The sequence below is a fragment of the Micromonospora sp. MA102 genome (assembly GCF_025460765.1).
In the GTDB taxonomy this organism is placed as follows: domain Bacteria; phylum Actinomycetota; class Actinomycetes; order Mycobacteriales; family Micromonosporaceae; genus Micromonospora; species Micromonospora halotolerans.
This window is the reverse complement of the sequence record NZ_JAMWEG010000007.1, coordinates 112,272-125,024: the sequence shown is the minus strand read 5'-3', so window position 1 is coordinate 125,024 and position 12,753 is coordinate 112,272. Positions and strand designations below refer to the sequence as shown.

Genomic DNA, 12,753 nt, shown 5'->3' with positions numbered 1-12,753 from the left:
CTGTCCTCCCCCTTCCGTCTTCAGCTGGTGAAGATCGACTTCTTCTGGTTCTCGATGCTCGTGAGCAGCCCGCTGATGTCCTTCGGGTCCTTGATGAACTGCTGCAACGCCGGGATCATCACGGTCGAGGCGAAGTCCGGCCGGGTGTCCCGGTCGAGGAACTGGGCGATCTCGGTGGCGGAGCCGACCAGCTCGGCGGCCTTCTTCTTCAGCGCGGTGTAGCCGCTGGTGTCCCCGCCGGTGTTGGCGACCAGAGTGCCGGGGTCGCCCTTCACCATGATGTTCGCGGCGTCGACGCCGCCGATGTACTCCAGCAGCTTCTTGGCGTTGGCCTCGGACTTCGGCTTGCGGGCCATCATGTAGCCGTCGATCGGCGCGTCCAGGGCCTTGGCCCCGATGGTGGAGTCGATCTCCGGGAAGGTGAAGAAGTCGATGTCGTCCTGCTCGTTCTCGTTGAACTGCTGGGCGACGAAGAGGCCGAGCAGGTACATGCCGCTCTTCTTCTGCTGCAGCGACTGGGCCGCCTCCTGCCAGGTCCGGCCCAGGGCGTCCGGCTGGTGCAGCGGCAGCAGCCCCGCCCAGGTGTCGAAGACCTTCTTGACCTTGTCGGAGGTCCACGCCTCCTTGCCGGCCATCAGGTCGACGTGGAACTGGTAGCCGTTGATGCGCAGGTTGAGGATGTCGAAGGTGCCCATCGCCGGCCAGCCGTCCTTGTCGGCGAAGGCGATCGGGTTCAAGCCGTCCTTCTTCATCTGCGTGCCGAGCGCGGTGAAGTCGTCGAGCGTCTTCGGCACCTGGTAGCCGCGCTGCTGCCACACCGACTTGCGGTAGAAGACCGCCCACGGGTAGTAGGACGCCGGCACGAAGTACTGCTTGCCGTCGTCCCCGGTCGACGCCTTCTTGAACGCGTCGGAGAATCCGGAGAGCTTGCCCCAGACGTCGCTGACGTCGCCGGCCAGGCCCTTGGCGGCGAAGAACCGCATCCGGTAGCCGGCGAACCAGGTGAACACGTCGTCCGGCTTGCCCTGCAGGTAGTTGTTGATGTTCTCCTGGAACGTGTTGTGGTCGACCGTGTTGATGTTGGCGGTGACCCCGGACTTGGTCTGGAAGCCGGCCGCCATCTTGGCGAGGACGTCCTTCGGCGTGGGGTCCGAGGCGTTCGAGCCGACCGACACGGTCTTCGAGTCGGCGCCGGAGTCGGAGTCGGAGCCGCAGCCGGCGAGCAGTCCCGTGCCGAGCAGCGCGCCCGTGCCGGCCGCGCCGGCGAGCAGCGAGCGGCGGTTCAGGCCGGCGACGGACGGGGGTACGAGTCGAGCGAGGTACTCGGCTTCGGTGCGGGGACGGGACATTGTGCCTCCTGCGTGGAAGAGGTGCGCTGCGCCCAAGGGCCGTGATCGGTGACGGGGATAGGTGTTCATGCCGGCCGCCGTAGATCCACCGAGAATCCACACGTCCGAACACAAACAGCCGGTGGCGGTTGAAGCTACCCCTTGCTTCGGCGCTGTCAAGAGGGCAGAAGGACAGCGATAACCCAGTTGTGACAACGGCGAGACAAGGTAAACGTTGGAATTTCTGTCGATGTTGGAAAGTGTTGACTTGGGTGGCGTTCGGCGGCACGCTCTGCTGTCATGCGGAACTGGCACGGCGAGCAGATCTGGTACGGCGCGGACTACAACCCGGAGCAGTGGCCCGAGGAGACCTGGGCCGAGGACGTCGAGCTGATGCGCCGCGCCGGGGTCAACCTCGTCTCGGTCGGGATCTTCTCCTGGGCCCTGCTGGAACCCGCTCCCGGCCGCTTCGAGTTCGGCTGGCTGGACCGGGCGCTCGACCTGCTGCACGACGGCGGGATCAGCGTCGACCTCGCCACCGCCACGGCCAGCCCGCCGCCCTGGCTGGCCCACAGGCACCCGGAGACGCTGCCCCGCCGCGCCGACGGCACGATCCTCTGGCCGGGCGGGCGGCAGGCGTACTGCCCCAGCTCGCCGGTGTTCCGCGAGCGCTCGCTCGCCCTGGTCGAGGCCGTCGCGGGCCGGTACGCCGACCATCCGGCCGTCGTCATGTGGCACGTCTCCAACGAGCTGGGCTGCCACAACGTGCACTGCTACTGCGACGTCAGCGCCGAGGCGTTCCGCGCCTGGCTGCGCGGGCGCTACGGCGACCTCGACGCGCTCAACGCCGCCTGGGGCACCGCGTTCTGGAGCCAGCGCTACCACGACTGGGCCGAGGTCAACCCGCCGCGGACCGCCCCGACCTTCGCCAACCCCACCCAGCAGCTGGACTTCCTGCGCTTCTCCTCCGACGAGCAGCGCGCCCAGCTGCGCGCCGAGCGGGAGCTGCTGACCCGGCTCACCACCCAGCCGGTCACCACGAACTTCATGATCGGCACCGGCATCAAGTACCTCGACTACCACTCCTGGGCCGCCGACGTGGACCTGGTCGCCAACGACCACTACCTCACCGCCGCCGACCCGCAGCCGCACGTCGGCCTCGCGCTGGCCGCCGACCACACCCGGGGTGTCGCCGGCGGCGACCCGTGGCTGCTCATGGAGCACTCCACCAGCGCGGTGAACTGGCAGCCGCGCAACATCGCCAAGACCCCCGGCCAGTTGCGCCGCAACAGCCTCGCCCACGTGGCGCGCGGCGCCGACGGGGTGCTGTTCTTCCAGTGGCGGGCCTCCCGGGCCGGCGCGGAGAAGTTCCACTCCGCGCTGGTCCCGCACGCCGGTCCGGAGACCAAGGTGTTCCGCGAGGTCTGCCGGCTCGGCGCGGACCTGCGGGCCCTGGCCGAGCTGCGCGGCAGCCGGGTCGACGCCGACGTGGCCATCCTTTTCGACTACGAGGCCTGGTGGGGTGCCGAACTCGACTCCCACCCCAGCGTCGACGTCACCTACGTCGACCGGCTCACCGCGCTGCACGACGCGCTCTGGCGGGCCGGGGTCACCGCCGACGTGGTGCACCCGTCCACCGACCTGTCCCGCTACCGGCTGGTCCTGGCGCCCACCCTCTACCTGGTCCGCGACGCCGACGCCGACGCGCTGCGCCGGTACGTCGAGGCCGGCGGGACCGCGCTGGTCACCTACTTCAGCGGCATCGTCGACGAGCACGACCACATCCGGCTCGGCGGCTACCCGGGCGCGTTCCGCGAGCTGCTCGGTGTCCGCACCGAAGAGTTCTTCCCACTCCGGGCCGGTGAGTCGGTCCGCCTCGACGACGGCACGACCGCCGACGTGTGGACCGAATGGCTGCACGCCGAGGGCGCCGAGGTGCTCGCCGCGTACGCCGACGGGCCGTTGCCGGGCGTGCCGGCGCTGACCCGGCACGCGGTCGGCGCGGGCGCGGCCTGGTACCTCGGCACCCGGCTCGACGGGGCTGCCACCGACGGGCTGGTGGCCCGGCTGCTCGTCGAGGCGGGCGTCCGCCCTGCGGCGACCGTGCCGGAGGGCGTCGAGGTGGTCCGTCGTCGCACGGCCGACCGGAGCTGGCTGTTCGTCATCAACCACACCGACGCCGAGGCCCGGTTGTCGGTCACCGGCGCCGAACTGCTCTCCGGTGTCTGGTGCGACGGCGAGTTGGTCGTCCCGGCGGGGGAGGTGGCCGTCGTCCGCGAGACGTCCGGCGGCGCAGGCGACCGGGCCCTGCCGTCCGGACCGCCGGACGCCGGCGCGCCCGCGGTGCGACGAATGACCGACGCGGTCTGACGTCTCGTGCCGCCCGAAGGGAGTTCGATGCTCGCCCAGCAACGGCAGACCGCCATCCTGGAGCTGATCCGCCAGCGCGGCGGCGTCCGGGTCAGCCACCTGGTCAGCCGCTTCGGGGTGTCGGACATGACCATCCGGCGGGACCTGGAGGTGCTCGCCGAACGGGGCCTGGTCGACAAGGTCCACGGGGGAGCGACACTGGCCGGCCCCGGCTCCGCCGAGGAGCCGGGCTTCGCGGCCAAGTCGATCCGGCAGCAGGCCGAGAAGCGGGCCATCGTCGAGCGGGCCGCCGGCCTGGTCGAGCCCGGCATGGCCATCGCGCTCTCCGCCGGCACCACCACCGCCGCCCTGGCCGCCCGGCTGGCCGACGTCCGGGGGTTGACCGTCGTCACCAACTCGATCCCGGTCGCCGACGCCCTCTACCAGAACCCGCGGGCCGACCAGACCGTCGTGCTCACCGGCGGCATCCGTACCCCCTCGGACGCGCTGACCGGGCCGGTGGCCGAGGCGGCCATCGCGGCGCTCAACGTCGACCTGCTCTTCCTCGGCGTGCACGGGATGAGCCCGCGCACCGGGTTCACCACCCCGAACCTGCTGGAGGCGGCCGTCAACCGGCGGCTGATCGGCGCGGCCCGGCGGCTCGTGGTGCTCGCCGACCATACCAAGTGGGAGACCATCGGCATCGCCACCATCGCCCCGCTGGAAGCGGCCGACGTGCTCGTCACCGACGGCGGGCTGCCCCCGGAGGGCCGCCAGCAGATCGGCGAGCAGGTCGGTGAGCTCATTGTGGTCGACGTCGACTGACCGGCCCGGCTTTCAGGCACTTCACAGGCGCCCAGGTTAGGGTCCCCTTCGTGGCCCCGTGCGCTCCAGGGTGGAGCGCGCCCACGGTGGAAGCGGAGTGGCGATGGTCTTCAAGAAGATGTTGAGCGCGTTCGGCGTGGGCGGCCCGAGCGTCGACACCGTGCTGACCAACCCCAACACCCGGCCGGGCCTGACCCTGGACGGGCACGTCAACCTGGTCGGCGGCGACGCACCGGCGAGCATCGAGCAGATCACCGTCGGCCTGGTCACCCGGGTCGAGATCGAGAGCGGCGACACCGAGTACGCCGGCGTCATGGAGTTCCACCGGATGCCGGTGAGCGGGCCGCTGGAGCTGGCCCCGAAGCAGCAGCTGTCCATCCCGTTCCAGCTCCCGGTGCCATGGGAGACCCCGGTCACCGACGTGTACGGCCAGCGGCTGCACGGCATGACCATGGGCCTGCGCACCGAGCTGGCGATCGCCCGGGCCGTGGACAAGTCCGACCTGGACCAGGTGGCGGTGCACCCGCTGCCGATCCACGAGCGCATCCTCGACGCCTTCCAGGCGCTCGGCTTCCGGTTCAAGCACGCCGACCTGGAGCGCGGCCACATCCGTGGGGTGCAGCAGACGCTCCCCTTCTACCAGGAGATCGAGTTCTTCGCCGCGCCCCAGTACGCCCGGGTGACCAACGAGGTCGAGCTGACCTTCGTCACCAGCCAGCACGGCGTCGAGGTGATCCTGGAGTGCGACAAGCGCGGCGGCTTCCTCACCCCCGGGCACGACGCCTTCGGTCGCTACGCCGTCCCGCACAGCGACGCGGGCCGCACCGACTGGGTCCAGGTGGTCGACGGCTGGCTGCGGGAGACCACCTCGCGCTACGGCAACCTGCGCGCGCACGGCTTCGGCGCGCCGCACGGGCACCACGGGCACCGCGGCGCGGGCATGGGCGGCATGGTGGCCGGCGCCGCGCTGGGTGTAGCGGGCGGCCTGGTCGCCGGTGAGCTGATCGAGGACGCCTTCGAGGGCGATTTCGGCGACTTCGGCGGGGAGTGACCACACGCGACGATGCCCCCGGGGGGACTCCCCGGGGGCTCGTCGTCTCAGGAGCGGCTCCGGTCAGTGCCGGGCCTTGCGCTCCTCACCGCTGCGGAAGTTGCTTCCGGCCTTGGCCAGGCCGCGGCTACCCAGGTAACCGATGGTCAGCAGCGTGATGAAGAACCAGGCCTGCGGGGCGCGGAAGATGTCCACCCCGACCGAGTTCTTGCCGACCAGGAAGGACGCCACCAGCACGGCCGCGACCGACGCGACGTAGACCCAGAATTCGGTCGTCGCGAACGACGGCTTGGTCTCCGTACCGGGCGACTGGATCGCCTGCTCCCGATGCCCGTCGTGCATCATCGGCATGGGGCGGGTCGGCGTCTCCTGCATGGCGGCCCGGTTGGACATGTCCTGTGCCGGCCGGTTCATCGGCCTGGCGGATGCAGCCTGCGTGCTCATCTGGTCCTCCTCAGGATTTGATGAGTCGTTCTCTGCACACCACCCGCCCCGCTGCCGCAGGTCGGCCACGGCGCGGTTCGCGCTCTGTGGCGGGGGCACCCTCGGTCTACCCCTGGCCCCGGTGAGGTAACGCCACCTCGCGGCCGAATAGGAGCGCCGGCGGCCAGGACCCCGGGACGATGCCGGGAAACGGACATCCGGGCGGGTAGTGGGCGCAGCCGGGGCCGCACGGGCCGGCCGGTTTCAGCCTCCGGTCGTCGGGCACGCAAGGAAGATCCCGAGAAATCTGCGAGGTGGTTCACGTGCGTGAGGACGACATGCGGCAGCAGGCCGCCCGGCGGGCCGAGGAGCGGATCGCCGGCGGCGTCTACGGCGAGGGCGCGCTCGACGAGGTCACCGTGCCGCAGACCGACGTGCTGCGGGTCATCCAGGAGGAGGATCCGGACGACCCGGCGCACGCCCCGGTCGACCCGAACGTGTTGCGCGACGGCGGCCCGACCCGGGGCCAGGGCGCGGTCACCACGACCGGCGGCACCGCCGGTCCGGCCAGCGTCCGCCGGGTGGCCCGCCAGCCGGAGCAGCACCGGGGCAGGGTGGCCCCGACCACCACGGGCGACGCCACCACCGGCGGCCTGAGCACCCCGGCCGGCGGCTCCACCAGCGACGCCTCGTCGAGCGGCAGCCAGGTCGGCAACTTCACCAACGACCAGGCCAACCCCGGCTGACACCCGGGCACAAAGGGCGGAGGGGGCGGCCAAGGCCGCCCCCTCCGCCCGCGCCTGGGGCCGGACCCCTCCCGCTCCCGCCTCACCCCTCCCCACCCGCGTCGATCATGAGGTTGACGGCGGTGTTGATCTCCATTTCCGCCGCCAACCTCATGATCAACGGGGTGTAGGGCGTGGGCCCGGGGGGTGGTCAGGGGGTGCGGAGGATGCCCAGGCGTTGGGTGGCTCGGGTCAGGGCCACGTAGAGGTCGCTGTGGCCGCGTGGGGACTCGGCGACGATCCGGTCCGGGTCCACCACCAGCACCGAGTCGAACTCCAGGCCCTTGGCCTGCTCGGTGGTGAGGACCACCACCCGGTTCGCCAGCTCCGGCTGCTCGCCGACGGTCGCCTCGGGCAGCGCGGCGACGACCGCCGCCCCCAGCTCGTCCACCCGGCCGGCCGGCACGATCACCCCGAGCCGGCCGTCGGCCAGCCCGGCCGCCTCCCGGGCGGTCGCCTCGACCAGCTCGGCGGCGAGCCGGTCCGCCGGCACCGTACGGTCCCACGGCGGCACGCCGCTGGCGCGTACGGAGCGGGGTGGGCGCAACGCCGGGTCGATTTCGGCCAGCACCTCGGCGGCGACCGCCATGATCTCGGCCGGGGTGCGGTAGCTGACGGTCAGCTCCTCCAGCCGCCACCGGTCCGCCACGTACGGCGCCAGCGCCTCCTGCCACGACGGCGTGCCGGCGAGCGCGCCGGTCTGTGCCACGTCGCCCACGATCGTCATCGACCGGCTCGGGCACCGGCGCATGAGCAGGCGCCAGGCCATCGGCGACAGCTCCTGCGCCTCGTCGACGATCACGTGTCCGAACGCCCACGTACGGTCGGCGGCGGCACGCTGCGCGGTGGTGAGCCGGTCGGCCTCCTCCTGCCGCTCGGAGAGCCGGTCGGCGTCGATCAGGTCGGTGACGCCGAGGATCTCGCCGCCGTCCGCCTCGTCCTCCACGTCGATCGAGCGCGAACCCCGCCAGATCTCCAGCACGCCCTCGGCGTACTCGCGTTCCAGGGCGCGGATCCGCTCCCGGCGGGCGGCGGCGGCGCGCTCGTCCTCGCCGAGCAGTTCCGCCGCCTCGTCCAGCAGCGGCACGTCGGCCGGCGTCCAGCCGCCCGGCTCCCGGTGCAGCGCGGCCCGCTCCGCGTCGGTGAGCATCGGCGCGGCGGCGGCGATCCGCTCCGGCGACTCGAACAGGTCGGCGAGCAGCCGCTGCGGGGTGAGCACCGGCCACAGCTCGTCCAGCGCGGCCCGGATCCCCGGCTCGTCGCGCAGCTCCCGGCGGATCTCCGCCCGGTCGGCCTCGGAGAGCAGGTTCTCCCCGCCGAGCGGGTCGGCGCCGATCCGCTCGGCCACCTGGTCGGCGAGCGCGTGCACGATCTCGATGTCGAACAGCGCCCGGGCCAGGTTGTGCGGGCGCTCGGTGCGGCGGACCCGCTCCCGAGCCTGGCGCACGGTCTCCGGGTCGAGGGTGAGGATCTCCCGCTGGGGCAGTTCGATCTCCAGCGGCTCGTCCGGCACCCACTGCCGGTCCCGCACCGCGTTGGCCAGCACCTCGGCCAGCACGGCACGGCCCTTCAGCGCCGCGGTGGCCGCCGGCTCGGTGCGCCGAGCGTGCACGCCGGGGAAGAGGTCGGCCTGGGTACGCAGCAGCACGCCCGTCTCGGCCAGCGCCGGCAGCACCTGGGAGATGTAGCGCAGGAAGGTGGGGTTCGGGCCGACCAGCAGCACACCCCGGGTGGAGAGCTGCTGGCGGTGGGTGTAGAGCAGGTACGCGGCCCGGTGCAGCGCCACCGCGGTCTTGCCGGTGCCCGGCCCGCCCTGCACCACCATGACGCCCGGCAGGTCGGCCCGGATGATCCGGTCCTGCTCGGCCTGGATGGTCTCGACGATGTCGCGCATCCGCCCGGTACGCCCGGCGTTCAGCGCGGCGAGCAGCGACGCCTCGCCCGTCACCTCCTCGTGGGCGGTGGGGGAGGCGGCGGCGATGTCCAGCACCTCGTCGTTGAGCCCGGTGACCTTCCGCTCCCGGGTGCGCAGGTGCCGCCGCCGGCGGACCCCCTGCGGGTTGGCGGCGGTCGCCAGGTAGAAGGCACGGGCGGCGGGGGCGCGCCAGTCGATCAACAGCGGGTCGTAGTCGCCGGACGTGTCGAAGATGCCGATCCGGCCGATGTAGTGGCACGAGTCGTCGTCGCCGTCGAGGCGGCCGAAGCAGAGGCCGGCCTCCACGGCGGCGTACTGCTCGACCTGTTCGGCGTACATCCGCACGGTGAAGTCGCGCTGCGACCGGGCCTGCTGCGTGCCGCCGGTGGCGCGCAGCTCCTCGGTGAGCCGGCGGGCGGCCTGGTCCCGCAGCCCGTCCAGCCGGTCGTAGAGCATCGAGACGTACTTCTGCTCGCGACCGATCTCGTCGTTCTGGTGCAGCTCACCCGACACGGCGGAGTGCGTTGACAAGCCGGCTCCTCATCGCCTAGAATTGCGGCAGGAATGGCTTTCTGAAGCCATTCCTTTTTGTGTTTGAACTGAGAAAGATACCGCGCGGTGGGCCGCCGGACCAAGCCTCGCCGGCGTCCACGACCACGCCACACCGCAGGCTCGCACACGAAAGCGGGGCCCGGCCGGCACACGCCGACCGGACCCCGAGGAGTCCGCTTGCGGGGATCTCAGCCCTTCGCCGCCTGGTACAGCCGCTCGGGCCGCACGAGACCGGCCAGCACGCGGCCGTCGTCGGTGAGCAGCACGCTGAACAGCTTGCCGGTGAGCAGCCGGCCGCTGCCCCAGTCGCCGCTCACCCGCTGCAGCCCGCCGAGCACCTTCGCCATCATGTCGGCGTCCGGTCCGGCCGCCTCGCCCGGCTTCGCGCCCGGCTTCCCGCCCGCCGCTCCCGCGGCGCCGGCCGCGTCGAGCTTCGCCACCAGCACGGTGGTCCAGCCGGTCCCCACGGTACGCACGTCCGGGTCGGCCTCGCCCCGCTCCCGGTGCTGCCGGCCGGCCGGCCCGCGCTCGTCACCCGCCGGCTCCTCCTTGACCGTCACACCAGGCGGCGGGTTGAACCGGAACTGGTCGGCGTCCGGCGTGCGGAAGTCGACCTGCGTGAAGGCCACCTCGAACGCCGGCTCGTCCACGCCGTCGGCGAGCACCTCGAAGCGCAGCGGCACGTGCTCCTTCGCGTCCAGCGCGACCCGCACCTGGTGCACCAGCGAGTCCCGGTCGCGCGGGGTCAGCACCAGCTCGTACACGCTGCGCCCGGCGACGGTGGCGGAGCGGCCGACGGTGACCGCGGTGCTCGGGTCGATCGCCTCGAGCGCCCGGTCGGCGGCGTCGGCCGGGGTGGCCGGTGCCGACTCGAGGTCCTTGGCGTCCGCCGGCAGCTTCCGGTGGGACGCCGTGTTGGCCCGGCTGTCCCAGGTCCAGACGTCGCGCCCGTCGCGCAGCACGTCCCGCTCGCCCAGCGTGTCGACCAGGGCGAGCCGCTGCCGCTCCGGGCCGGCGTACCAGACCCGCAGCGTGTGCGTGCCGCTGACCAGGCTGGCCAGTTCGTTCCCGGCGGCCTGCCCGACCAGCCCGGCGATCGGAGGCAGCCCGAGGTCGGCGCGCTGCACGACGGTGCCGGAGAGCCCGTCGAGGCGGGACGTCCGCAGGTCCTCCAGGAGCTGGGCGGCGGTGCGCGGCGGCAGCGCCGGGTCGGCGCCGGCCGCGAACGTGCCGACGGCGGCGCCGCCCCCGATCACGGCGACCCCCGCGGTCACCGGGACCAGCCAGCGCAGCACGGCGCGGTTCTTCAGTACGGACATGATGTGCACCTCCTGACGGTAGATGGTGCACCAGGGCCGCTGTGAGAGCGCTGAGGAGATTCCCTAGGGGGTGTCACCTGGTGGCACCCTTGACCCGTGCGGTTGCTGGTGGTGGAGGACGAGACGCGGCTGGCCGCGTCGCTGCGGCGGGGTCTGCAGGCGGAGGGCTTCGTGGTCGACGTCGAGCCCACCGGGCCCGGCGGGCTGGACGCCGCCCGGCACGGCGACTACGACGCGATGATCCTCGACGTGATGCTTCCCGGGCTGTCCGGCTACGAGGTGGTGCGCCGGCTGCGCGCCGAGGAGCGCTGGCTGCCGGTGCTGATGCTCTCGGCCAAGGACGGCGAGTACGACCAGGCCGACGGTCTGGACTGCGGGGCCGACGACTACCTCACCAAGCCGTTCTCGTACGTGGTGCTGCTGGCCCGGCTGCGGGCGCTGCTGCGCCGCGGCGCCCCGGAGCGCCCCGCCGTGCTCGCGGTCGGTGACCTGCGGTTGGATCCGGCGCGGCGGCGGGTGACCCGGTCCGACGCCGAGGTGGCCCTGACCGCCCGCGAGTACGCCCTGCTCGCCTACCTGATGCGCCGCCCCGGCGAGGTGGTCTCCAAGACCGAGCTGCTGGACCACGTCTGGGACGCCTCGGTGGAGACCGCGCCGAACGCGGTCGAGGTCTACGTCGGCTACCTGCGCCGGAAGATCGGCCGGGACCGGCTGGAGACGGTCCGCGGCGCCGGCTACCGGCTCGCCACATGAGGCGCCGGCTCAGCGCGCTCCTGCCGGACCTCGGGCTGCGGTCCCGGCTGCTCGCGCTCGGGGTGCTCGGGCTGGTCCTCGGGTTCGCGCTCGGCGGGGCGCTGCTGCTCGGCGCGCTCGGCTGGACGTTGCAGCGCTCCGTCGACGCCGAGGCGCTCCGCACCGCGGACGCCGTCGCGCTGCTGACCGCCGAGGACGCGCTGCCCGATCCGCTGCCGGTGGCCGGCGGGCAGCTCCGCGTCCAGGTGATCGACGGCCAGGGCCGGATCCGGGCCGCCTCCATCGACGCCGACCGGCTGGTGCCCATGCTCGGCGCCGACCAGCTGCGCGCCGGGGAGCGCCAGCGGCTGGTGGTGGACGGGCGGCGGGTCGGCCTGACCGGGCCGGTGCGGGTGGTGACCGTGCCGGCGGGCACCCCGGACGAGCCGCGCACCGTGCTGGTGGCGAAGTCGATGTCCGACGTCCGGCACAGCCTGCACGTGGTCCGGAACCTGCTGCTGGTCGGTTTCCCGCTGCTGGTGGCCGGGCTGGCCGTGGTGGCCTGGCGGGTGGTGGGGGCGACCCTGCGCCCGGTGGAGGCGCTGCGCAGCGGGGCCGCCGAGATCACCGGCCGGGCCGGGGCGGAGCGGCTGCCCGTGCCGGCCGGGCGGGACGAGATCCAGCGGCTGGCGGTCACCCTCAACGACATGCTGGACCGGCTGGCCGCGTCCCGGGACCGGCAGCGGGCGTTCGTCGCCGACGCCGCGCACGAGCTGCGCAGCCCCCTAACGAACATGCGCACCGAGCTGGAGGTGGCCCGGCGGCTGGGCGACCCGGACTGGCCGGCGGTCGCGGAGAACCTGCTCGCCGACACCGAGCGGCTCAGCCGGCTCGTCGACGACCTGCTGCTGCTGGCCCGCCTCGACGAACAGGCCGCCCGGCCGGACCGTCCCGCGCCGCACGCGGTCGGCCCGGTGGAGCTGGGGGAGCTGCTCCGCGGGGTGGCGGATCGCTATCCGTCCCCGCCGCTGCGCCACACCCCACCGGCCGGGCCGCTCTGGACCGAGGGGGACCCGGGGGAACTGCGCCGAGTGCTGGTCAACCTCGTGGAGAACGCGCTGCGGCACGCGCACGGCGAGGTGCGGCTCGCGGTCACCGGCCCGCACACCGACCCGCCGGTGCCCCGGCAGCGGGGCGGTTCGGCGTACCACCTGGTCACGGTGACCGACGACGGGCCGGGCATCCCGGCGGCGGACCGGGAGCGGGTCTTCGCCCGCTTCACCCGCCTGGACGACGCCCGGGCGCGTGACGCCGGCGGCGCCGGCCTCGGCCTGGCCATCGTGCGGGAGCTGGTCCGCCGGGCCGGCGGCGCCGTCGAGCTGGCCGACGCCGAGCCGGCGGCGGCCACCCCGGGGCTGCGTGTGACGGTACGGCTGCCGGCGCTGGCCGACCCGGAGGTGGACTGAACTCCCCG

General features: G+C 73.1%; 10 protein-coding genes. 6 read left to right on the top strand and 4 right to left on the bottom strand.

Features of this window, described 5'->3' with window-relative positions:
* Positions 1 to 20: 20 nt before the first annotated feature.
* On the bottom strand, positions 21 to 1,349 hold the full coding sequence (locus NFX44_RS16190; RefSeq protein WP_262284388.1) for an ABC transporter substrate-binding protein: 1,329 nt from the start codon (positions 1,347 to 1,349) through the stop codon (positions 21 to 23).
* Between the two features lie 279 nt (positions 1,350 to 1,628).
* Between NFX44_RS16190 and NFX44_RS16185 the strand changes: the two genes are divergently transcribed.
* From NFX44_RS16185 to NFX44_RS16175, 3 genes are all read left to right on the top strand, one after another.
* Complete coding sequence (locus tag NFX44_RS16185; RefSeq protein WP_262284387.1) at positions 1,629 to 3,698, top strand: beta-galactosidase; 2,070 nt, start codon at positions 1,629 to 1,631, stop codon at positions 3,696 to 3,698.
* A 27-nt stretch (positions 3,699 to 3,725) separates the two neighbouring features.
* Positions 3,726 to 4,502 (top strand): DeoR/GlpR family DNA-binding transcription regulator, encoded by a 777-nt coding sequence (locus tag NFX44_RS16180; RefSeq protein WP_262284386.1) that lies wholly within the window; start codon positions 3,726 to 3,728, stop codon positions 4,500 to 4,502.
* A 103-nt stretch (positions 4,503 to 4,605) separates the two neighbouring features.
* Positions 4,606 to 5,553 carry a sporulation protein gene (locus tag NFX44_RS16175; protein WP_262284385.1) on the top strand — a complete coding sequence of 316 codons (948 nt, stop codon included), beginning with the start codon at positions 4,606 to 4,608 and terminating at the stop codon, positions 5,551 to 5,553.
* A gap of 63 nt (positions 5,554 to 5,616) precedes the next feature.
* Here the strand turns inward: NFX44_RS16175 and NFX44_RS16170 are convergent, their stop codons facing one another.
* Positions 5,617 to 5,997, bottom strand: a complete 381-nt coding sequence (locus NFX44_RS16170; protein ID WP_262284384.1) for a hypothetical protein — start codon at positions 5,995 to 5,997, stop codon at positions 5,617 to 5,619.
* Between the two features lie 302 nt (positions 5,998 to 6,299).
* Between NFX44_RS16170 and NFX44_RS16165 the strand changes: the two genes are divergently transcribed.
* Positions 6,300 to 6,722, top strand: coding sequence for a hypothetical protein (locus tag NFX44_RS16165; protein WP_262284383.1), 423 nt, complete (start codon positions 6,300 to 6,302; stop codon positions 6,720 to 6,722).
* Between the two features lie 190 nt (positions 6,723 to 6,912).
* Here NFX44_RS16165 and NFX44_RS16160 read toward each other — a convergent pair whose 3' ends face one another.
* Positions 6,913 to 9,132, bottom strand: a complete 2,220-nt coding sequence (locus NFX44_RS16160; RefSeq protein ID WP_262284576.1) for an AAA family ATPase — start codon at positions 9,130 to 9,132, stop codon at positions 6,913 to 6,915.
* Positions 9,133 to 9,416: 284 nt separating this feature from the next.
* Complete coding sequence (locus NFX44_RS16155; protein ID WP_262284382.1) at positions 9,417 to 10,547, bottom strand: sigma-E factor regulatory protein RseB domain-containing protein; 1,131 nt, start codon at positions 10,545 to 10,547, stop codon at positions 9,417 to 9,419.
* A 96-nt stretch (positions 10,548 to 10,643) separates the two neighbouring features.
* Between NFX44_RS16155 and NFX44_RS16150 the strand changes: the two genes are divergently transcribed.
* Together NFX44_RS16150 and NFX44_RS16145 are read left to right on the top strand one after the other, a co-directional pair.
* On the top strand, positions 10,644 to 11,300 hold the full coding sequence (locus NFX44_RS16150; protein ID WP_262284381.1) for a response regulator transcription factor: 657 nt from the start codon (positions 10,644 to 10,646) through the stop codon (positions 11,298 to 11,300).
* Complete coding sequence (locus tag NFX44_RS16145; protein ID WP_262284380.1) at positions 11,297 to 12,745, top strand: cell wall metabolism sensor histidine kinase WalK; 1,449 nt, start codon at positions 11,297 to 11,299, stop codon at positions 12,743 to 12,745. Before NFX44_RS16150 ends, NFX44_RS16145 begins: the two co-directional genes overlap by 4 nt.
* Positions 12,746 to 12,753 lie beyond the last annotated feature (8 nt).

Coding starts and splice junctions, on each gene's coding strand:
- NFX44_RS16185 (WP_262284387.1), top strand. CDS start 1,629: ATGCGGAACTGGCACGGCGAGCAGATCTGGTACGGCGCGGACTACAAC.
- NFX44_RS16155 (WP_262284382.1), bottom strand. CDS start 10,547: ATGTCCGTACTGAAGAACCGCGCCGTGCTGCGCTGGCTGGTCCCGGTG.
- NFX44_RS16175 (WP_262284385.1), top strand. CDS start 4,606: ATGGTCTTCAAGAAGATGTTGAGCGCGTTCGGCGTGGGCGGCCCGAGC.
- NFX44_RS16145 (WP_262284380.1), top strand. CDS start 11,297: ATGAGGCGCCGGCTCAGCGCGCTCCTGCCGGACCTCGGGCTGCGGTCC.
- NFX44_RS16190 (WP_262284388.1), bottom strand. CDS start 1,349: ATGTCCCGTCCCCGCACCGAAGCCGAGTACCTCGCTCGACTCGTACCC.
- NFX44_RS16180 (WP_262284386.1), top strand. CDS start 3,726: ATGCTCGCCCAGCAACGGCAGACCGCCATCCTGGAGCTGATCCGCCAG.
- NFX44_RS16170 (WP_262284384.1), bottom strand. CDS start 5,997: ATGAGCACGCAGGCTGCATCCGCCAGGCCGATGAACCGGCCGGCACAG.
- NFX44_RS16160 (WP_262284576.1), bottom strand. CDS start 9,132: ATGCTCTACGACCGGCTGGACGGGCTGCGGGACCAGGCCGCCCGCCGG.